This window comes from Nocardia sp. NPDC052254 (assembly GCF_040679495.1).
In the GTDB taxonomy this organism is placed as follows: domain Bacteria; phylum Actinomycetota; class Actinomycetes; order Mycobacteriales; family Mycobacteriaceae; genus Nocardia.
This window is the reverse complement of sequence record NZ_JBFAUW010000017.1, coordinates 75835-100318: the sequence shown is the minus strand read 5'-3', so window position 1 is coordinate 100318 and position 24484 is coordinate 75835. Positions and strand designations below refer to the sequence as shown.

The following is a 24484-nucleotide window of genomic DNA, read 5'->3' as shown; positions in this document are numbered from 1 at the left end:
CAGGTCCTCGCCCGCATCGGCGCGGCGCTCGACGCGCATCTGCCGGTCCGCCTGCTCTTCGAGGCCGCCACCGTGTCCGGCCTGGCGATGCGGGCGCGGCGGGAAGCGGGCACCGGCGCACGCCCGCCGCTGACCGCTCGAACCCATTCGGCACCGGTACCGCTCTCGGCGGCGCAGCGGCGGATCTGGTTCCTCGACCAGTTCCGCGCCGAGCAGCGGACCGCCGGCTCGATCGAGCTGATTCCGCTGGTCCTGCGGTTGCGCGGTGAACTGCGGGTCGACGCCCTGCGGGCCGCGCTCGCCGATGTGGTGGCACGCCACGAAACTCTGCGCACCCGCTATGCCGATACCCCGGACGGACCGGTCCAGATCGTCGACCCGGCCGGCGGTCATGTGCCGCGATTGCGCACCGAGCCCGTCGACGACCGCACCCTCACCGCCCGGATCGCCGCCATCGGCACCGAACCCTTCGATCTGACCGTCGAAACCGGTTTCCGTGCCGTGCTTTTCGAGCTCGCGCCCGACAACCATGTGCTGCTGCTGGTGCTCCACCACATCTGCGCCGACGGATTCTCCCTGGGACCGCTCGCCGGCGATGTGATGACCGCCTACGCGGCGCGCCGTGACGGCCGGGCGCCGGAGCTGCCGGAGCTGCCGGTGACGTATCGCGACTACACCCGGTGGCAGGCCGAGGTGCTCGGCGACTCCGCCGATCCCGGATCGCAACTGGCCCGGCAGCGGGAATTCTGGCGCGGCCGGCTGGCCGGACTACCGGATCAGCTCACGCTGCCCGCCGACCGGCCGCGTCCGGTGACGCCCTCGCACCGGGCCGCAAGCTACCGATTCCGGATCGATTCCGATCTGCACGGTGAACTGGGCGAGCTGGCTCGCAAACATGAGACCACGCTGTTCAGCACCGTGCACGCCGCGCTGGCGGTCCTGCTGTCGCGGATGTCGGGCACCGCGGACATCGCGATCGGCACGCCGGTCGCGGGGCGCGGGGAAGCCGCGCTGGACCCGATGATCGGCATGTTCGTCAATACTCTCGTCCTGCGCACCGAGGTGGACAGTCGCGACCATTTCGACACCGTGCTCGATCTCGTACGAGCACAGGACATCTCGGCGCTCTCCCAGGCCGATGTGCCGTTCGAGCAGATCGTGGAGATGCTGGCGCCCGCACGCGCCGGTAACCGGCATCCGCTGTTCCAGGTGGTGCTGACCTTCCAGAACTTCGCGCTCCCGGCCATCGAACTGCCCGGCCTGCAGGTCACGCCGGAAGCGGTCGACGCGGTGTCGACCGAATTCGATCTGCAGTTCACCGTGCTCGAATCCATCGACGCCGACGATCGGGCCGGCGGTATGACGGTCGACATCGGCTATGCCACCGATCTGTTCGACGCGGCCACGATTCGTGAGCTGGCCCGCCGGTTCGAACAGGTGCTGGCCGCGGTCAGCCACGATCACACCGTCGTCGTCGGCGACATCCAGTTGCTCAGTGCCGAGGAGCAGCATCGCACCCTGTACGAATGGCCGGTCACCGGTGGCGGGAGGGCCGAGGGTGGCACGCTCGCGGCACGTTTCGACGCGGTCGCCGCTCGCGACCGGACCGCGATCGCGGTGCGCGCGGGCGAGGTCACACTCACCTACGGTGAGCTCGACGAGCGATCCAACCGGCTCGCACGCCGTCTCATCGCCGCGGGAGCCGGACCGGAAACCCTGGTGGCGGTGGCTCTTCCGCGCACCGCGGAGCTGGTCGTCGCCCTGCTCGCGGTCGTCAAGTCCGGTGCCGGATATCTGCCCGTCGATCCCGACTACCCCGCCGACCGGATCGAGTATGTGCTCGCCGATGCCCGGCCGGTCTGCGCGATCGGCGGTGCGGATGGTCCGGACGCCGGCTGGTTCGCCGGGCCGATCATCGATGTCGGTGATCCGGCGGGTGCGTTCTCCCCGGCGCCGATCACCGATGCCGTACGGCGGGCGCCGCTGCGACCGGACAACACCGCCTACGTCATCTACACCTCCGGTTCCACCGGCACGCCCAAGGGTGTCCAGATTCCACACGCCAATGTCACACGGCTGCTGGACAATACACGCGAACGATTCGAATTCGGCAGTGCCGATGTGTGGACGTTGTTCCACTCCTACGCCTTCGACTTCTCGGTGTGGGAACTGTGGGGCGCGCTGCTGCACGGCGGCCGGGTCGTGGTGGTGGACTACTTCACCTCCCGCTCACCGCAGCAGTTCCGCGAACTGCTGATCGCCGAGGGCGTCACCGTGCTCAACCAGACGCCGTCGGCGTTCTATCAGCTGATGAGCGCGGACGCCGCGCAGCCGCCCGCCGAACTGGCGCTGCGCTGTGTCGTGTTCGGCGGTGAGGCGCTGGAGCCGGCGCGGCTGCGGGACTGGTTCGCGCGCCATCCACACCGCCCGCGCCTGATCAACATGTACGGCATCACCGAGACGACCGTGCACGTGTCGTTCCGGGAACTCGGCGCGGACATCGGCGCGGCCGGTGTGATCGGCAGTGCGCTGCCGGGGCTCGCGGTGCGGCTGCTGGATTCGCGCCTGCGGCCGGTGCCGGTGGGTGTACCGGGCGAAATCCATGTCTCCGGTGGACAACTCGCGCGCGGTTATCTGCACCGGCCGGGCCTGACCGCAGGGCGGTTCGTCGCCGATCCCTACGGTGCGGCCGGGTCGCTCACCTACCGTTCGGGTGATCTGGCCCGGTGGACGGCCACCGGCGAACTGGAGTATCTCGGCCGCGCCGATCAGCAGGTGAATCTGCGTGGATTCCGAGTGGAACTCGGCGAGATCGAGGCGGCGCTGCTGGACGTGGACGGTGTGGAACAGGCCGCCGTGGTGGTGCGCGCCGACGGCGGTGACGATCGCCTCGTCGGCTACGTGGTCGGTGAGCTCGACACCCGCCGGGTGCGCCAGGCTCTGGCCGACCGGCTGCCCGAGCACCTGGTTCCGGCGGCCGTGGTGGCGGTCGATCGAATTCCGCTGACCGTCAACGGGAAACGGGACGTCCGGGCGCTACCGGCGCCGGTCTTCGAGACCGCGGTGTACCGGCGCCCGGCGACGGCGGCCGAACAACTCGTCGCCGATGCGTTCGCCGAGGTACTGAGCGAGCCCGGTCGCGCGGTCGGCGCCGACGACGACTTCTTCGCCCTGGGCGGTGGTTCCCTGGCGGCGGCCAAGGCGGTGGCCCGTATCGGCGCCGCACTCGGCGTGACCGTGCCGGTGCGCACCCTGTTCGAACACCCCCGGGTACACGACCTCGCGATGCGGGCGATCGCCGGTGCGGACCGCCCCACGCTGACGGCCGCTGCGCGACCCGACCGGCTGCCGCTCTCACCCGCTCAGCAACGCATGTGGTTCCTCAACCGGTTCGACCCGGCCTCGGCCGCCTACAACATTCCGCTGGTGCTGCGGCTGTCCGGCGGTGCGGATCCGGCCGCGCTGACCGCCGCGCTGCGCGATGTGCTCGCGCGGCACGAATCGCTGCGGACGGTGTATCCGGAGATCGAGGGCGCGGCGACCCAGGTGATCCTTCCCACCGATCGCGTCCGGGTCGATGCCGACATCGTCGCGGTCACCGAACACGAACTGCGGCACCGAATCCGGAATCTCGCGGACGCCGGATTCGACGTGACCACCGATGTCCCGGTGCGAGCCCGGATCTTCGAGCTCGCGGCGGACGACCATGTGCTGGCCGTGGTGCTGCACCACATCGCGGCCGACGGTTCCTCGATCGTGCCCTTCGTCACCGATCTGATGGGTGCCTACCAGGCCCGGGTCCGGGGTGACCGGCCCGGCTGGTCGCCGCTGCCGGTGCAGTACGCCGACTACGCGCTGTGGCAGCACCAGCTGCTGGGAGACGAGTCCGACGCCGACTCACTCGTCTCCCGGCAGCTGGCCTTCTGGCGCGACACCCTGGCCGGACTGCCCGATCAACTGGATCTGCCGACCGACCGTCCCCGTCCGGCGAAGCAGAGCCTGCGGGGCCGCCGCGTCGAATTCCCCCTCACCGCGGACGTGCACGCCCGGCTGACCGGACTGGCCCGCGAACACGGCGCGACGCTGTTCATGGTGGTGCACGCCGCTTTCGCGGCGGTCCTGGCGCGGCTGTGCGACACCTCCGACATCGCGGTGGGCACGCCGGTCGCCGGTCGTAACGATGCCGCGCTGGATCAGGTCATCGGCATGTTCGTCAACACCGTGGTGCTGCGGGCCGCGGTGGATGTGGACGCCTCGTTCGAGACGCTGCTGCGGAACGTGCGGTCCACCGATATCGCCGCGCTGTCGCACACCGAGGTGCCCTTCGAGCGCTTGGTGGAGATACTCAACCCGCGGCGCTCGACCGCCCGGCATCCACTCGTCCAGGTGGGCCTGTCGTTCCAGAACCACGACCGCGCGCAGCTGGAACTGCCCGGCCTGACCGTCTCCCGGATCGAATCCGACAGCGAGACGGCGCAATTCGATCTGCATCTGTTCGCCGTCGATCACTACAGCGCCGCCGGTGTCCCCGCCGGGATCGAACTGGCGCTGGGCTGCGCCACCGACCTGTTCACCGCCGCCACCGGTGAACGGATCGCCGCCCAGCTGACGCGGGTACTGACGGCCGTCGCCGCCGCACCCGCGACCCGGATCCGCGATCTGGAGCTGATGGGTGAACAGGAGTACCGCTTCGTCGTCGAGGACGGTAACCGGACCCGGCACTACATCGCCGAGGCGACGCTGGGGGATCTGCTCGACATCCAGGTCGCCACCACCCCGCAGGCCGTCGCGGTCATCGACGACACCGATTCCGAGGCGATAGCACTCGACTACCGCGATGTCGACGACCGGGTGAACCGGCTGGCCCGGCACCTGATCGGAATGGGGGTCGGCCCGGACACCACCGTGATCCTGGCGCTGCGGCGCTCGGTGGAGCTGGTGATCGCCATGTTCGCGGTCACCAAGGCCGGCGGCGCGTACGTCCCGGTGGATCTCGATCATCCGGCCGATCGCGTCACGCGGATCGTCGAGACCGCGGCGCCGGTCTGTGTGCTGGGCAGTGCCGATCTGCCGGGACTGCGGCCGGAGGTCCCGGTGGTCGATCCGGGAATGGATCTGTCGCGGTATCCGGCCACGCCGATCGCACCCGGGGAACGGGTGCGGCCACTGCTGGCGGCGCACACCGCGTACGTGATCTTCACCTCCGGCTCCACCGGGCAGCCCAAGGGCGTGGCGGTGTCGCACGGCGCGATCATCAATCAATTGTTCTGGTTGCGAACGGAATTCGGTATCGGCGCGACCGACCGGACAGTGCTGAAGACCCCGGCCACCTTCGATCTGTCGGTGTGGGAATTCTGGGCCACGATGATCAGCGGCGGCACGCTCGTGGTGACCGAACCGGGCGCCGAACGCGATCCCGAGCGGCTGCGCGCCCTCATCCGGCGGCACCGGATCAGTCTGCTGTTCACCGTGCCCTCGCTGCTCGGCATGTTGCTGGCCGGTGCGGACGGGCTCCCGCGTGAGCTGCGCGCGGTGCTGGCGATCGGTGAGACGCTGCCACACACGCTCGCCCGGCAGGTCGGAAGGGGCAGCGGTACAACACTGTTCAATCTGTACGGGCCGACCGAGACCGCGGTGTCGGTCACCTCACACCGGGTCGACGATGAGCCGGGACCGATGGTGCCGATCGGCGCACCGGTGTGGAACACCCGCGCCCACGTTCTCGATCGGCGCCTGCGCCCGGTGCCGCCGGGCGTGCCGGGCGAACTGTATGTGGCCGGTGACCAGCTCGCCCGCGGCTATCACCGGCAGGCCGGGGCGACCGCGGCGCGGTTCGTCGCCGATCCCTTCGGTGGTGGCCGGATGTACCGCACCGGCGATATCGTGCGCCGGCGCGCGGACGGGCTGCTCGAATATCTCGAGCGCGCGGATTTCCAGGTCAAGATCGGCGGCTTCCGCATCGAACTCGGCGAGGTGGAGACGGCGCTGCGCCGGCAGGCCGGGGTCGAGGCGGCGGTCGCGGTCGCGACGGAACACGACAGCGGTGGCGCCCGGCTCATCGCCTACGCGGCGGTCCCGGGGCACGGCATCGACGGCGCCGGGCTGCGGGAGGCGCTGTTCGGCGAGCTGCCGAAGTACATGGTGCCGGCCGCGGTCGTCGTGCTGGATGCGTTGCCGCTCAATGCCAACGGCAAGATCGACCGTGATCGACTGCCGGCTCCGGCGCTGCCGCGTGGCGAGTTCCGGGCGCCGCGGACACCGGCCGAACAGCTGGTCGCGACGGAATTCGCCGAGGTGGTCGGCATATCGGCCGATGCCGGGGCGCTGGTGGGCGCGCAGACCGACTTCTTCGAACTCGGTGGCAACTCGCTGTCCGCGGCGCGGCTGGCCGCGCGGCTGGGCACGGCCGCGGGAGTCCGGGTGCCGGTGGCGGCGGTATTCGACTCGCCCACGGTGGCCGCGCTCGCCCGATGGCTCGATACGGCCGAACGGTCCGACCGCCCGGTGCTGCGGCCGCGAACCGCCTCGGGCGCGGTGCCGCTGGCACCGGCCCAGCAGCGGATGTGGGTGCTCCATCGCCTCACCCCGGACTCGGCGGCATACCACGTTCCGGTGGCGCTGCGGTTGCGCGGCGACCTGGATCTCGGTGCGTTGCGGGCGGCGCTCGCGGATCTGGCGGCCCGGCACGAGGTCCTGCGCACCCGCTATCCGGACACCGGGCAGGGGCCGGTGCAGGAGATCGTGCCGGTCGCCGACATGGCATTCGATATTGATCCGATCATCGTGCGGGACAACGAGATCGATGATCGAATCGCCGAGATCGTCGGCGTGGGATTCGATATCACCGCCGCGCCGCCGATCCGGGTGCGTCTGCTGCGAACGGCGGCCGACGCGCATGTTCTGGTCGTCGTGGTGCATCACATCAGCGCCGACGGCTACTCCATGGCGCCGCTGACCCGCGATCTCATCGCCGCCTATACGAGTCGCCGGTCGGGGAACGCCCCGCAGTGGCAGCCGCTGCCGATCCAGTACGCCGACTACAGCGAATGGTTGCGCACACTGCTCGGTGACGACACCGCGGCCGGTGGCGTCGCCGCCGAACAACTCCGGTACTGGCACGACCGGCTGGCCGGCGCGCCCGAACTGCTGGCTCTGCCCAGCGATCGGCCGCGCCCCGCCCGCAGAGACATGCGTGGTGCGACAGTCGATTTCGCACTCGACGCCGAGCGGGTCCACCGACTGGCGGCGATAGCGGCCGAACACGCCACGACGCTGTTCACCACCGTCCACACCGCCTTCGCCGTTCTGCTGGCGAAACTGTCCGGGCAATCCGACATCGTCATCGGCGCACCGGTCGCCGGGCGCGGCGAACGCGAACTCGACGATCTGGTCGGCATGTTCGTCAATACCGTGGCCCTGCGCACCCAGGTCGACGGCCGGAGGCCCTTCGGCGAACTGCTCGACGAGGTCCGGGCGGACGATCTGGCCGCGCTCGGCCGGACCGAGGTGCCGTTCGAACGGGTGGTGGAGTCGCTGGGACGCACCCGGACCAGCGCGTACGCACCGGTCTTCCAGGTGCTGTTCACCTTCCAGAATCTCCCACAGGACGCGGTGGAGCTGCCCGGGCTGCGGGTCGAGACACTCGAGCCCGGCCTGCCGGAGGCGAAGTTCGATCTGCAGTTGACCGCACTGGAGGAGATCGGCGACGACGGTGCGCGCGGTCTGCGGATGCAATTCTGCTATCCCACCGACATCTTCGACGACCGGACCGTCCGGACCCTGGCTCGGCGGCTCGAACTCGTGCTGGGCGCGGTGGCCGCGGACCCGTCGATCACGGTGCGAGCCATCGACATTCGCACCGCGGAGGAGCGCGAGCGACGATCGGCCCGCTCCGGGCCGATTCCGATACCGGACGATCTGGTCGCCCTGATCGCCGCCGCCGCCGGTTCGGCGCCCGATTCGGTCGCCGTCGAATTCGGCGGTCGCGGAGTCGGATTCGGCGAACTGCAGCACAAGCTGGAGGCGGTCGGACGGGCCATGGGCGCGAACGCCGGAACGGACGCCCTGATCAATGTCGCACTCGCCGGACTGCTGCCCGGCATTCTCACCGCCGGTGCCGGCGGTCTCACCACCATGCTCGAGGCCCTGCATATGCGTGCGCGGCGCGTGATCACCACGGAAGGAACCCACCGATGACGCATACAGAGTCGTTCACGTCGGTCACACCCGTCCGGTCCACCGAGCATCCCGCGCTGCGTGGCGCCTACGGGATCGCGGATCTGCCCCATCTGATCGAGGTCGTCGCCGATCTCGATCCGGGGCGGATCGCGGTACGGCACGGTGGGGAGACGATCACCTACGCCGAACTCGGTACCGAGATCGCCGCACTCGTCGCGGCCGTGGGAGCCGCTGTCGGGCCCGACGCGATCGTTCCGGTGGTGGTCGCGGGCCGGTTGCCCGGGTTGCTGGAGGCGGGGGACGGCGCCCTGTCGGCGACGGTGTCCGAACTGCTCGACGACGCGCTCACCGCCGCCGCGGATGTACTGTCTCCCGGCCTTGCCCCGGCCGACACCCTGGCCACGCTGTTCGCCGAACAGGTACGCCGCACACCGGATGCGGTGGCGGTGGAATTCGAGGATCGGACGCTGACCTACGCCGAACTCGACACCCGTGCGAATGCGCTGGCCCGCACGTTGATCCGGCTCGGTGTCGGACCTGATACCCGGGTCGGGCTCTCGATGCCGCGCTCACTGGAGCTGGTGGTCGGCGTGTACGCGATCCACAAGGCCGGTGGTGCCTATGTGCCGATCGATCCGGAACATCCGGCCGAGCGGATCGCTCACGTACTCGAGGTGGCCGCACCCGTCGTGGTACTCACCACCGCGGGCGCGCCATCGTTCGGCGCGGCTCCGGTGCTTCGACTCGACGAATTCGACTGGGCCACAGTCGAAGAAGGTTCAGTTCTGGATGCCGGGGACCTGCCGCGCGCTCGTCCGGACAATATCGCCTACGTCATCTTCACGTCCGGTTCGACCGGACGGCCCAAGGGCGTCGCGGTCTCACATCGTGCGATCGTCGCGAATCTGCGTTGGCGGCAGCGCCGCTATCGGATGCGGGATACGGACGTCGTGTTGCAGAAGACGCCGTTCACCTTCGATGTGTCGGTGTGGGAGTTCTTCTGGCCCCTGCAGATCGGCGCCCGGCTGGTGCTGGCCGCACCTGGCGGACATCGCGATCCCGCCTATCTGATCCGGACCGTGGCCGACAGGCAGATCACCGTCGCCCATTTCGTTCCCTCGATGCTGGCGGTGTTCGCGGCGGCCGTCGCGGACAGCGCCGCGCACGACGAGATCGATTCGCTGCGTGCGATATTCGCCTCCGGTGAGGTGCTGCCCGCTGCCACCGGTGCCGCGCTGCGGGATGTGAGCGGGGCGTGTCTGCACAATCTGTACGGTCCCACCGAGGCCGCGGTGGATGTCAGCGCACACGAAGTGACCGGCGCCGACGTGCACACCGTCCCGATCGGGGTGGCGGCCGACGACACCGATCTGCTGGTTCTGGGCGAGAATCTCGAACCCCTGCCCGACGGCGTGGTGGGCGAGCTGTATCTGTCGGGTGTGCAACTGGCCCGCGGCTATCTGGGCCGGTCGGCGCTGACCGCGGAACGATTCGTCGCCAATCCGCACGCAGCGCCCGGCGACCGGATGTACCGCACCGGCGACCTGGTGCGCTGGAACACCGGCGGTGACGGTGGCCCGCGCGAGCTGGAATATCTGGGCCGCAGCGATTTCCAGGTGAAGCTGCGCGGTCTGCGGATCGAGCTCGGTGAGGTCGAGACGGCGCTGCTGGCCTGTGCATCGGTGGCGCAGGCGGCGGTGGTACTGCATCACGGTGCCACCGGTGATCATCTGATCGGCTATGCGGTGCCCGCCGGTGGGGTCGAGTTCGATTCCGGTGCGGTCCTGGCCGCGGCGAGGCGGCGGCTGCCGGAGTACATGGTGCCCAGCCTGCTGATCGAGCTGGACGCAATGCCGGTCAACGCCAACGGGAAACTCGACCGCACGGCGCTGCCGGAACCCGAATTCGGCAGTGGCGCGGTGGAATTCCGTGCCCCGGTGACTCCCGGTGAGCGGGCCGTCGCCGACATCTTCGCCGATCTGCTGGGTGCGGCAACCATCGGCGCCACCGACGACTTCTTCGCCCGCGGTGGTAACTCGCTGCTCGCCACCCGGGCCATCGCCCGGATCTCGGCCGCACTCGAGACGACGATCGATGTCCGCGACTTCTTCGACCGGCCGACGGCGGCGGGTCTCGCGGCCCTGGCCGGTACCGCGCGGGTCCGGCCACCGCTGATCGCGCTGCCGCGACCGGAGGTCGTGCCGCTGGCCCCGGCTCAGCGCCGGATGTGGTTCCTGAACCGGCTGGCGATGACCGAGGCGAGCGGGAGCGGTGCGGCCGCGGTGGACAACATCCCGGTGGCACTGCGGCTGCGCGGGCGTCTCGATATTCCCGCGCTGCGGGACGCGGTCGCCGATGTGATCGCCCGGCACGAGATCCTGCGCACGGTCTATCCGCAGACCGCCGACGGTGCGGTACAGGTGATCCGGCCGGCGGCCGCGCCGGATCTGATACCCGAGCCGACCGCGGCGCAGGATCTGGTCACCGAGGTATGTGCCACGGCGGCCCTCGGCTTCGACGTATCGGCCGAGATTCCGGTCCGGGTCCGGCTGCTGCGCACCGATCTTCGCGATCACACACTGGTGCTGGTGGTCCATCACATCGCCGCCGACGGGGTGTCTATGGGACCGCTGCTGCGCGATCTGGTCGAGGGGTACACGGCCCGCTGCCGAGGCGCCCTCCCGGAGCGCGTGCCGCTGCCGTTGCAGTACGCCGATTACACCCTCTGGCAGCACCGGATGCTGGGCGACGACGGCGATCCGGACAGCGAGGCGGCCCGGCAGCTCGGCTTCTGGCAGCGCGAATTGGCGGATCTGCCCGCGCAATTGGATCTGCCCGCCGATCGCCCGCGCCCGGCGGTGGCCTCCTATCGGGGTGCGACCGTCGACTTCGCGATCGACGCCGAGTTGCGTTCGGCGATCGACACCCTCGCCGAACGGCTGCGGGCGACACCATTCATGGTGTTGCACGCGGCACTGGCGTTGCTGCTCGCCCGGCTGTCCGGCACCGGCGACATCGCCATCGGAACACCCGTCGCCGGGCGTGGCGAACGTGCGCTCGACGATCTGGTCGGGATGTTCGTCAACACGCTGGTCCTGCGCAGCCGTATCGACGGCGGAGCCGATTTCGCCGAGCTGGTCCGGCATACCCGCGAACGCGATCTGGCCGCCTTCGCCCATGCCGACATTCCGTTCGAGCGACTGGTCGAGGTGCTGAATCCGGCGCGCTCCCAGTCCCGGCACCCGCTGTTCCAGGTGGGGCTGTTCATGCAGAACATGTCCCTGAGCGCGCCGGAACTGCCGGGATTGCACAGCGAGCTGGTGGATTTCGATCCTGGATTCGCGAAATTCGATCTGCAGCTGACGATCTCCACGCCGGCCGACCACACCGCGGGCTATCGCGCCGAATTCACCTACGCCACCGACCTGTTCGACGAACCCGCCATCACCGAGTTCGCCACCAAATTCCTGCGGCTGCTGTCGGGCGCGACCGCCGCGCCGGAGGTGCCGGTCGGCGATCTGGAGCTGCTGGACGCGGGCGAGCTGGACTATGTGACCTCCAGCTGGAATGCCAGCGGGCACAGGGTGATCGACCGATTTCTGCACGAGGGATTCGACAACCAGGCCCGGCGCGGCCCGGACAACATCGCGTTGGTGTGCGGCGACACCGAGCTCACCTACCGGGAGCTGTCGGAGCGCACGAACCGGCTGGCGCGACTGCTGATCGAGACGGGGGTCGGGCCCGAGACGCTGGTGGTCCTGGCGATGCCGCGCTCGGTCGAGCTGGTGGTCGGCATGTACGCGGTGCTGCGGGCCGGCGGTGCCTACGTACCCGTCGATCCGGCACATCCCGCCGAGCGGATCGGTCACATCTTCGCCACCGCCCGCCCGCACACCGTACTCACCACGCGCGCCGCCGCTTTCGGTCTGCCGGACGGTGTGGCGGCGGTCACCGTGCACGCCATCGACGAACTCGACCTCACCGGCTATTCGGCCGCCGGTATCCGCGACGGTGAGCGCCGCGCCGCGCCGCATCCGGACCACCCGGCGTATGTGCTGTTCACCTCGGGCTCGACCGGACGGCCCAAGGGGGTCGCGGTCGGTCATCGCGCCATCGTCAATCAGCTCGAGTGGATGCAGACCGAGTACGGGGTGCGCGCGACCGACGTCTACCTGCAGAAGACCGCGGCCACCTTCGATGTGTCGCTGTGGGGATACTTCCTGCCGTTGCGCGCGGGCGCGACCCTGATCCTGGCCGCCGCCGACGGTCATCGCGACGCGCGCGGTCTCGCCGAAACCGTCGCGGCGCGGCGGGTGACCCTCACCGACTTCGTGCCGTCGATGCTCACCGTGTTCCTCAACCACGCCGAGCCGGACGAATTGATTAGTGTGCGTGGCGTATTCGTTGTCGGCGAGGCGCTACCCGTCGAGACAGCGGCCTTGTTCGCGGCGAAATGCGCAGGCGCACTGCACAATCTGTACGGGCCCACCGAGGCCGCGGTGTCGATCACCTGTCACGAGGCCACCGACGACGATGTGCGCAGCGTGCCGATCGGTGAGCCGGAGTGGAACTCGCAGGTCTTCGTGCTGGATTCGCGTCTGCATCCGGTCCCGATCGGTGTACCCGGTGAGTTGTATCTCGCCGGGGTCCAGCTCGCCCGCGGCTATCACGGCCGGGCGGACCTGACCGCCGACCGGTTCGTCGCCAACCCGTTCGCTGCGTCCAGAAGGGCCGGCGGGGAACGGATGTACCGCACTGGCGATCTGGTGCGCTGGACTCCGGAGGGTGAACTCGACTATCTGGGCCGCATCGACTTCCAGGTGAAGTTCCGCGGGCAGCGCATCGAACTTCCCGAGATCGAGACCGCGCTGCTGGCGGCACCGGGCGTCGGGCAGGCCGCGGTCCGTCTGGTCACCGGCGCGAGTGGCGACTACCTGGCCGGATATGTCGTCCGCACGCCGGGCGCCGAGCTCGATGTGGATCGGGTGCGCAGCGGACTGGGCGCGGTACTACCCGCGTACATGGTCCCGACCGCCGTCGTGGAGCTCGCGGAATTTCCACTCAACAGCAGTGGAAAACTCGATCGCGAGGCGCTGCCCCTGCCGGTGCTGGCCGCGGCGGAATTCGACGCACCCCGCACACCACTGGAGCAGCGGGTCGCCGAGGTGTTCGCCGAGATACTCGGTGTGCCACGGCTGGGACGCGACGACGACTTCTTCGCCCTCGGCGGCAGTTCCCTGGACGCCACCCAGGTCAGTGCCCGGATCGGCCGCATCGTCGAGGCGCGGGTGCCGGTGCGCACGCTGTTCGAGGCGTCGACCGTGGCCGGGTTCGCGGCGGCGCTGGGCGGTGAGGTCGGGGCGGCTCGCCCGGCACTGGTCGCACAAGGCCGGCCACGGCGCATTCCGCTGTCGATGGCGCAGCAGCGCATGTGGTTCCTCAACCGGTTCGATCCGGATTCGGCGGTGCACAACATCCCCGTCGCGGTGCGCCTGACCGGTGAGCTGGATGTGGACGCCCTGGCCGCGGCGATCACCGATCTGATCGAACGGCACGAAACCCTGCGCACCCGCTATCCGGGACACGCGGACGGTCCGTATCAAGAGATCGTTCCCGCCGCCGGCCTCCGAGTCGACCTCGAGCCGGAAGTCGTCACGCGAGCCGGGCTCGCCGACCGGATCACCGCGTCGACCGCGACCGGATTCGATGTCACCGCCGCGCCTCCGCTGCGAATCGCCCTGCTGCGAATCGAATCCGATACCGCCGACGCCGAGCACGTCCTGGTATTCGTCGCCCATCACATCGCCGCCGACGGCTGGTCCGTCACGCCGCTGACGCGTGATCTCATGTCCGCCTACGGCTCTCGTGTGGCCGGCGCCGCACCTCGGTGGACGCCGCTGCCGGTGCAGTACGCCGATTTCAGTATCTGGCAGCACACGACCCTGGGCACCGAAACCGATCCGGACAGCATCGTGAGCGCACAGGCCGCGTTCTGGCGGGCCGAGCTGGCGGGTCTGGCCGACGAACTCAACCTGCCTGCCGATCGGCCGCGCCCGATGCGGCCCACGTATCGGGGCGGGCGGGTGCGCTTCGACATCGACGGCGAGATCCGCGACGGTCTGCGCGCGATCGCCTCGGCGCGACAGGCGACCCCGTTCATGGCGGTGCACGCCGCATGGGCGATTTTCCTGGCACGGATGACCGGCACCGAGGACATCGCGATCGGATCGCCGATCGCCGGGCGCGGTGAGGCCGAGCTCGACGATCTGATCGGCATGTTCGTCAATACGGTGGTACTGCGCACCACCGTCCCCGGCGGCGCGAGTTTCACCGCGTTGCTCGACGCTGTCCGCGACACCGATCTGCGGGCCTTCGCCCACGCCGACATTCCGTTCGAGCGGCTGGTGGAACTGCTCGATCCGCAGCGTTCCACCGCGCGGCACCCGCTGTTCCAGGTGGCATTGGCGTTCGAGAACCTTCCCGCGGCCGAGCTGCGCCTGCCCGGCCTGCGCGTGGGCGGCCTCGACATCGACACCGAGACGGCGAAATTCGACCTGTCGCTGACCGTGCGCGAGACCGGCACCGGAATGGACGCGGAATTCGCCTACGCCCGTGATCTGTTCGAGCACACCACGATCGAGGACCTCGCCCGCCGGTTCGTCGATCTCCTGCGACAGCTGGTCGCCGCGCCCGAGACCGCGGTCGGCGATATGTCGCTGCTGCGCGCGGCCGAATACACCCGCCTGACCGAGGTGCGCCCCGATGCGGTGATGGCCACGGCGACCCTCGCGGAGCTGCTCGGCGCGGGCGCGGCCGCCGGACGCGACGGAATCGCGGTCCGCCACGAGGGCCGCTCGGTCCGATACGGCGAACTCGACGACTACGCCGGCCGCCTGGCCCGCCGGCTCATCGCACTCGGTGTGGGACCGGAAGAGCTGGTGGCCGTGGCACTTCCGCGGTCCTACGAGATGGTCGCCGCCGCATTCGCGGTGGCGCAGGCCGGTGGCGCGCACGTCCCGGTGGATCCGACCTATCCGGCGGAGCGCGTGCGCCACATGCTCACCGATTCCGCCGCGCGGATCGGCATCACGACATCCGCCCATGTCGACGGACTGCCCGGTGACATGCGGTGGCTGGTGCTCGACTCCCTTTCGGAGACGGCCGAACTCGACGCCCTGCCCGCGGGGCCGGTGCGCGCGGACGAGCGGCGCGCGCCGCTGCTGATCTCGCATCCCGCCTACGTCATCTACACCTCCGGATCCACCGGAATGCCCAAGGGCGTCACCGTCACCCATGCCGGGCTCGGCGGGTTGGCGCGGCACGCCATCGAGCGCTACGGGCTCACCGCGGGGGATCGGATGCTGCACATCTGCTCGCCGAGCTTCGATCCGTCGGTACTCGAATGGATCTGTGCCTTCGCCACCGGCGCGACGCTGGTGATCGTGCCCGCGCGGACGCTCGGCGGACCGGAACTGACCGCGCTGCTGCGCGATGAACATGTCACCCACGCGATCATCACCCCGGCGGTGCTGGGGACCGTCGATCCCGCCGAACTGCCCGAACTGCGCATGCTTTCGGTGGGCGGCGATGTGACCACCGACGATCTGTTGTCGAACTGGGAACCCGGGCGCAGTTACCACAACGGTTACGGGCCCACCGAGACCACGATCATCTCCTCCTACGCCCGGCTGCGGGCCGGCCGGCCGGTCACCATCGGCACCCCGGTGCCCGGAATGTCGGCGCTGGTGCTCGACCGGCGGTTGCGGCCGGTGCCGCCGGGAGTGGCAGGGGAGCTGTATCTGGCCGGTGGCGGGCTGGCGCGCGGGTACCGCAATCGGTCCGGCGCGACGGCCGAACGATTCCTGGCGAATCCGTGGGGTGCGCCCGGCAGCCGGATGTACCGCACGGGTGATGTGGTGCGGCGGCGCGCGGCCGAGGCCGCCGGGTCCGGGGACGTGCGCTGGGAACTGGAATACGTCGGCCGCTCCGACTTCCAGGTCAAGATCCGCGGGTTCCGGGTGGAGCTCGGTGAGATCGACGCCGTGCTCGGCGCCCACCCCGATGTCGACTTCGCCACCACGATGGGACGCGACCACGACACTCGCGGCACCATGCTGGTGTCCTATGTGCTGCCGAAGCCGGGCCGCACGGTCGATACGACCGGCCTCACCGAATTCGCGGCCCGCCGGTTGCCCTCGCACATGGTTCCGGCCGCGCTCGTCGTCCTGGACAAGATTCCGCTGACTCCGGTCGGCAAGCTGGACCGCACGGCGTTGCCGGAACCGGTGCTGGCATCCGTGCGCTACCGCGCACCGGTCGGACCGGCCGAGGCCCTGGTCGCGAACATCTTCGCGACGCTGCTCGGCGCCGGGCAGGTGGGCGCCGATGACGACTTCTTCGCGCTGGGCGGCAATTCCCTGATCGCGACCCAGCTCGCCGCGCGCCTGAATCAGGTCGCAGCGGAGCATGTTCCGGTGCGCGCGGTCTTCGACGCGCCCACCGTGCGCGCACTGGCGGCGCGGATCACGTTGTCGGACGCGGGTTCCGGCGACACCGGTCCGTCCGCCGTCGCACCGCGCCCGGAGGTCGTGCCGCTGTCGATCGCCCAGCAGCGCATGTGGATGCTGAACCGCCTCGACACCCGCGGTGGCAGTTACAACATCGCTTTCGCGCTGCGGCTGACCGGCAATCTGAACGTGTCCGCGCTGCGCGCCGCGATCGGCGATGTGATCGACCGGCACGAAACGCTGCGCACCTACTATCCCGAAACAGACGGTGTCGCACGACAGGTCGTCGTCGCATCCAGCGTGCCGGCGCTCGAGGTGGCCGATGTCGATCTCGCCGACATCGGCGCTGTCGCCGAGCAGTCGGCGCACGAGCGCTTCGACGTCACGACCACGGTGCCGTTACGAATCCGGCTGCTGCGGGTGCGTCGCGCGCCCGATGCCGATCGGGATGCCCAGACGCACATCCTGCTGTTCGTCGTCCACCACATCGCCGCGGACGGCTGGTCCTTCGCACCACTCACCGGTGATCTGGCCGCCGCCTATCGGGCCCGCAGTGCGGGATCGGCACCCGAACTCGCACCACTGCCGATCCAGTACGCCGACTACGCGCTGTGGCAGCGGCGTGTCCTCGGGTCGAGCACCGATCCGGAGTCGGAATCGGCACGGCAACTGGAGTTCTGGCGGGCGCGGCTGGCAGATGCGCCGGAGCTGTCGGCGCTACCCACCGACCGGCCGCGCCCGGCGGTGGCCTCCCAGCGCGGCGACGGCCACACAGCGCGACTGAGTCCCGCACTGCATCAGCGGATTCACGATCTGGCGGCCGCCCACCGGATGACGCCGTTCATGGTGCTGCATGCCGCGTTGTCGGTGCTGCTGGCCCGCTTCGGCGGCGGTGACGACATCGTCATCGGCGCGCCCGTGGCCGGACGCGGGGCGCAGTCCCTGGACGGCCTGGTCGGCATGTTCGTCAACACCCTGGTGCTGCGGACCCCGGTATCCGGCGACGACCGGCTCGCCGATCATCTGGCACGGGTCCGCACCGTCGACCTGGCGGCCTTCGATCATGCGGCCGTGCCGTTCGAACAGCTCGTGGAGGCCGTGAATCCGGTTCGCTCCCAGGCACACGCGCCGCTCTACCAGGTATCGCTGACCCTGCAGAATCAGACGCGAGCGGATCTGCGGCTGGACGGTCTGCGGATCGCGGCCGTGGAGCCCGGCGCGGCGCCGATCCAGGTCGATCAGCACTGGACGGCGACTGAATGCCGCACGGGCGACGGCACTCTCGACGGTATCGAGCTCCATGTGCACTATGCCGCGGATCTGTTCGACGCCGCGACGATCGAATCCCTGGTGGACGGCTTCGAACGGGTTCTGGCCGCGCTGAGCACCGACGGCGACGTCCGGATCGCCGATATCGAGGTGATGGCGGCCGCCGAGCGTGATCGACTACTCGCCGAACCGAATGCCACCGATCATCCGATCGAACCCCGCACGCTGCCCGAACTGCTCGCCGCCCGGCCCGACCTCCCGTCCGCTCCGGCGGTGACTTTCGACGGGAGCAGTCTGTCCTATCGGGAGTTCGACCGGCGCGTGCAGCGGCTGGCACGCTATCTCGTCGGCCGCGGCGCCGGGCCGGATACCGCTGTGGCCGTGCTGATTCCGCGATCGCTGGACCTGGTGGTGGCGATCCATGCGATCGTCGCGGCGGGCGCGGCGTATGTACCGCTCGACCCCGAGCATCCCGCCGAGCGAGTGCGTGCCGTGATCGATACGGCGCGGCCGCTGTGCGTGCTGACCGCCTCGGATCCCCGGGTGGCGGACCTCCCGGCAGGAGTGCCGGTGGTGGATCTGGATCGGGTGGATGTGTCGGGGTTGGCCGAGGGGCCGTTGACGGATGCCGATCGTGTTCGTCCGTTGCGTGCCGGGCACGCGGCGTATGTGATTTTCACGTCGGGTTCGACGGGTCGTCCGAAGGGCGTGGCGGTCAGCCATGAGGCGATCGTGAATCGTTTGGTCTGGATGCAGTCGCAGTATGGGCTGGGTGTGGATGATGTTGTGTTGCACAAGACTCCGGTGACTTTCGATGTGTCGGTGTGGGAGTTGTTCTGGGCGTTGCAGGTGGGTGCGCGGTTGGTGGTGGCGCGGCCTGGTGGTCATCGCGATCCCGGTTATCTGGCGCGGTTGATGGACGAGGAGGCGGTGACGACCGCGCATTTCGTCCCCTCGATGTTCGCGGTCTTCCTCGGCGCCCTCACCGCGGCACCGGATTCGCTGCGGCGGGTGTTCACCTCCGGTGAGGCGCTGGGCGCTGCGAGCGCCGCCCGGTGGCGTGCGCTCGGCGGTGCGGCGGTCCACAATCTGTACGGCCCGACCGAGGCCGCGGTCGATGTGACATTCCATGAGGTGACCCCCGCCGACACCGTGACGGTCCCGATCGGCCGTCCCGTGTTCAATACCCGCGTCTACGTGCTGGATTCGTCGTTGCGCCCGGTTCCCCTGGGTGTCACCGGTGAGCTGTATCTGGCCGGTGCGCAGCTCGCCCGCGGATATGTCGGGCGCCCGGATCTGACCGCCGACCGGTTCGTGGCCGATCCCTTCCATCCCGATGCCCGGATGTACCGGACCGGTGACCTGGTGCGCTGGAATCGCACCGGTGAGCTGGAATATCTGGGCCGCAACGATTTCCAGGTGAAGTTGCGCGGCCTGCGGATCGAGCTGGGTGAGATCGAGGCGGCGCTCACCGCACACGATCAGCTGACCCAGGCGGCCGTGGTGGTGGCCGGGTCCGGCGAGAATGCCCGTCTGCACGCCTATGTGGTCCCCGCCGCGGGCGTCACCGTCGACACCGCGGCCGTGCTGGGGGCCGCGGGCCGGGCGCTGCCCGCCTACATGGTCCCCCCGGCGCTCACGGTGCTGGCCGAACTGCCCGTGAACGCGTCCGGAAAGCTCGACCGCACGGCCTTGCCGGCCCTCGCGGCGGGGGAGACCCACGCCTATCGGGCCCCCGCCGAGGGCGCCGAATCCGTGGTGGCCACGGTCATGGCCGGACTGCTGGGCCGGGACCGGATGGGTGCGGACGAGGACTTCTTCGCCGTGGGCGGCAATTCGCTGCTCGCCATGCGGGTGGTGACGCGGGTCAATGCCGCGCTGGGCCGCGCTCTCGATGTCGCCGAGATCTTCGGTGCTCCCACTCCGGCCCTGCTGGCCCGCGCCGCCGATGCCGCCGGCACCGCCGCGCTGCCACTCGTCGCGGCGCCGCGACCGGAGCGAATTCCATTGTCGCCGGCGCAGACTCGGATCTGGCTGCTCAACCGCATCGAACCCGGGTCGGCGATGTACAACATCCCACTCGCCCTGCGGCTGCGCGGTGCGCTGGACGAGATCGCACTGTCGGAAGCGGTCGCCGATCTGCTCACCCGGCACGAATCCCTGCGCACCGTCTTCCCCGAGGACGCCGAGGGGCCGCGGCAATCGATCCGGGCCGCGACGGAGTGCGCCTCGACGGTGCTGTCGCTGCGCACCGCCGACGCGAACGACGCGGAACACGCACTGGCCGCCGCTGCCGCACCGGGATTCGACCTGCGCCACGATATTCCGTTGCGCGTCACCGTGTTCCGGGTGGCACCGCAGGAGAATCTCCTGCTCGTGGTGGTGCATCACATCGCGGGCGACGGCCTGTCCATCGGACTGCTGGCACGTGATCTGATGACCGCCTACGCGGCGCGCTGCGCCGGAGCGGCACCGGACTGGGCCCCGCTGCCGGTGCAATACGCCGACTTCACGCTGTGGCAGCACGCGGTCCTCGGCCGGGCCGACGATCCACAGTCGCGGTATGCGCGCCAGATCGAGTTCTGGCGCGACGAACTGGCCGATCTGCCCGCGGTCCTCGATCTGCCCGGTGACCGGCCGCGCCCACCGGCCGCCTCGGGCGCCGGCGCCGCCGTCGACTTCCGTGTTCCCGCCGCGTTGACCGCGGCCGTGGAATCGCTGGCCCGCCGTGCGGGAGTGTCGGCGTTCATGGTGCTGCACGCCGCCTACGCCACCCTGCTGGCCAAGCTGTCGGGTGCCGACGATCTCGCCATCGGCACGCCGATCGCCGGCCGCACCGATGCGGCACTCGACGATCTGGTCGGCATGTTCGTCAACACCCTGCCGTTGCGCACCCGGATCGACGGGCGCCGGCGGTTCGATGACCTCCTCGCCGAGGTCCGCGCCGGTGACGTGCGGGCCTTCGCGCACGCGGAGCTGCCGTTCGATCGCCTGGTGGAGGAACTCGATCCGCGGCGCTCTGCGGCCCATGCGCCGATCGTGCAGGTTCTGCTGTCGTTCGAGCAGCGGTCGGCGACAGAGCTGCTGCTGCCGGGCCTGGAGGTCGCCGATGAGCCGCTGGACAATCCGGTGGCCCAGTTCGACCTGGCGCTGTCGCTGGCGGAGACCGACGGTCCGGACGGTCGCGAGTATCACGCGGTGATGCGTTATGCCACCGATCTCTTCGACCGGCAGACCGTGGTGGTTTTCGGTGAACGGCTGGTGCGATTACTGACGACGGTGACCGCCGATCCCGAGATCCGCATCGGTGACATCGACCTGCTGGAGATCTCCGAGCGCCTGCGGGTCCTCGAGCTGTGGAACTCGACCGGAGCCGCTGTCGATCACACCGCGACACTGCCCGTGCTCTTCGATGTGCAGGCCGCGCGGACCCCGGGCGCTCCCGCGCTCACCTTCGGCGGGACGACGCTGACGTATGCCCGGTTCGCCGCCCGGGTGAACCGCCTGGCCCGGTATCTGGTCCGGCAGGGTGTCGGCCCCGGCTCTCTGGTGGGCGTGCACATGCGCCGGTCCCTGGACCTGGTGGTGGGCATCCACGCGATCCTCGCCGCGGGCGCGGGGTACGTGCCGCTGGATCCGGATCATCCGGCCGAGCGGGTGCGCCACATCCTGCACACCGCACGGCCGGATCGTGTTCTGGTCGCCGCGGATTCGCCGATGGATCAGATCGATGCGCCGGTGGTGGATCTGGATCGGGTGGATGTGTCGGGATTGGCCGAGGGGCCGTTGACCGATGCCGATCGTGTTCGTCCGTTGCGTGCCGGGCATGCGGCGTATGTGATTTTCACGTCGGGTTCGACGGGTCGCCCGAAGGGCGTGGCGGTCAGCCATGAGGCGATTGTGAATCGTTTGGTGTGGATGCAGTCGCAGTATGGGCTGGATGCGGATGATGTTGTGTTGCACAAGACTCCGGTGACTTTCGATGTGTCGGTGTGGGAGTTGTTCTGGGCGTTGCAGGTGGGTGCGCGGCTGGTCGTCGCGCGGTCGGAGGGGCATCGTGATCCGGGGTATCTGGCGGGGTTGATCGAGTCGGAGCGGGTCACGACGGCGCATTTCGTACCGTCGATGCTCACCGCGTTCGTCGCCGCACTGGCCGACGCGTCCGCCCCGATTCCGGCGACCCTGCGCCGCGTATTCGCCTCCGGTGAGGCTCTCGATGTGCGTACCGCGGCACGCTGGCGGGAGCTCGGTGGCGCTGCGCTGCACAACCTGTACGGTCCCACCGAGGCCGCGGTCGATGTGACCTACCACGAGGTGACCACCGCCGATACCGTGACGGTGCCGATCGGGCGCCCGGTGTTCAACACTCGGGTCCATGTCCTCGACTCGTCCCTGCGCCCGGTGCCGGTCGGTGTCACCGGCGAGTTGTACCTGGCCGGAACACAATTGGCGATCGGCTATCTCGCACGGCCGGATCTGACCGCCGACCGGTTCGTGGCCGACCCCTTCCACACCGGCGCCCGGATGTACCGCACCGGCGACCTGGTGCGCTGGCGGGCCTCGGGCGAACTGGAATACCTCGGTCGCGGCGACTTCCAGGTGAAGGTCCGCGGCCTGCGCATCGAACTCGGCGAGATCGAGAACGTCCTGCGCGAATCCGACGGTGTGGCGGCGGCGGTGGCCGTGGTGCGCGATGACCACGGCACCGGCGATCGGATCGTCGCCTACGTCGTGGCGGCCTCGGGGCACGACCTCGACGCCGAGCGGCTGCGGACGGCCTGTGCCCGCGGCCTGCCGGAGTACATGGTGCCGGCCGTCGTCGTCACGCTGGACGCGTTGCCGCTCAACACCTCTGGAAAGCTCGATCGACGCGCACTACCGGAACCGCAATCGCGGGTCCGTACCTATCGTGCCCCCGTCACCCGCGCCGAACGATCGGTCGCGGCGGTGTACGCCGAACTCCTCGGCCTCGACCGGGCAGGACTCGACGACGACTTCTTCGCACTCGGCGGCAACTCGCTCACCGCCACCCGGGTCGCGGCCCGGGTCGGCGCCGACCTCGATGCCGATCTGCCGGTTCGCCTGATCTTCGATGCCCCGACGGTGGCGGGACTGGCCGAACGGGCCGCGGAATTCGCCGGCCGCGGTGCCGCCGTACCGCTGGTCGCGCGGCCCCGTCCCGATCTGATCCCGCTCTCGCCCGCCCAGCAGCGGATGTGGTTCCTGAACCGGTTCGATCCCGGCCAGAGTGTGCACAACATTCCGGTGGCCCTGCGCCTGCGCGGCACGCTCGACATCGCCGCGCTCGAGGCCGCGCTCGCCGATCTGGTGGCCCGCCACGAATCCCTGCGCACCCGCTACCCGGATATCGGCGGGGTCGGCTACCAGCAGATCCTGCCCGCCGATCACGCGCCGGTGCTGTCGCGTCTGCACGGTGACGACATCGATACGGTCATCGGCGAATTCGTGGCCGAACCCTTCGATGTGACCGTCGCGGTGCCGCTGCGGGTGGGGCTGCTGGCGACCGATGCCGACGAGCACATCCTGGTGCTGGTCGTCCACCACATCGCCGCCGACGGCTTCTCGATGGGCCCGCTGGCCCGCGATATCGCCACCGCCTACGCGGCCCGTGGTACGGATACGGCACCACGGTGGCGCGATCTGCCCGTCCAGTACGCCGATTACGCACTGTGGCAGCGCGAGGTACTCGGCGCGGAATCCGATCCCGAGTCCACCGCGGCCCGCCAGCTGAGCTTCTGGCGCGAACACCTGCGCGGACTGCCGGCGCGGCTGGATCTGCCGGGCGATCGGCCCAGGCCCGTTGTCGCGAGCCATACCGCGGCCACCACCACCGTCACCTTCGACGAGCGACTGCGCGCCGATCTCGACGCACTCGGCCGGCGCCACGACAGCACACCGTTCATGGTGATACACGCCGCGCTCGCGGTGCTGCTCGCCCGGATGTCGGGAACCGCCGACATCGCAGTCGGCGCACCGGTCGCCGGACGCGGGGCCGCCGTCCTCGACGACCTCATCGGCATGTTCGTCAACACCTTGGTGCTGCGCACCGAAATCACAGGCGCGCAGCGCTTCTCGGAGGTGCTGCGGCGCACCCGCGACAGCGATCTCGCCGCCTTCGCCCACGCCGACATTCCGTTCGAACGGCTGGTGGAGGTCCTCGATCCGCCGCGCTCACAGGCCCACCATCCGCTGTTCCAGGTGGCGCTGTTCTTCCAGAATCTGGACGCGGTGGCCGTGGATCCGGCCGAGCTCACCGTCGGCGAGGTGCGCCTGGACACCGCCGTGAACGCGTTCGACCTGCAGGTCACCGTGACCATGCGGGAAATCGGATTCACCTACGCCACCGACCTTTTCGACGAGGCGACGGTGACGGGCCTGGCCGGACGGCTGCTGGCGGTGCTGCGCGCGGTCGTCGCCGACCCGGACCGCACGGTCGGCGATATCGATCTGTTCGCCCCCGGCGAGCGCGAACGCGTCCTCACCGAATGGAATGCCTCCGCGCACAGAGG

2 protein-coding genes (both running past the window's edge) are annotated in these 24484 nt (G+C 69.8%); both read left to right on the top strand.

What is annotated here, in order from left to right; genetic code table 11:
- Positions 1–8196, top strand: partial view of a non-ribosomal peptide synthase/polyketide synthase gene (locus AB0L57_RS28895; protein ID WP_364968704.1) — the 3' end only. The gene continues 9447 nt to the left of window position 1, outside the view; only the last 8196 of its 17643 coding nucleotides appear in the window; its start codon lies beyond the left edge, outside the window; the stop codon is at positions 8194–8196.
- On the top strand, positions 8193–24484 hold the 5' portion of the coding sequence (locus AB0L57_RS28890; protein WP_364968701.1) for a non-ribosomal peptide synthase/polyketide synthase. 15268 nt of this gene lie beyond the right edge of the window; only the first 16292 of its 31560 coding nucleotides appear in the window; the start codon lies at positions 8193–8195; its stop codon lies off the right edge, out of view. Before AB0L57_RS28895 ends, AB0L57_RS28890 begins: the two co-directional genes overlap by 4 nt.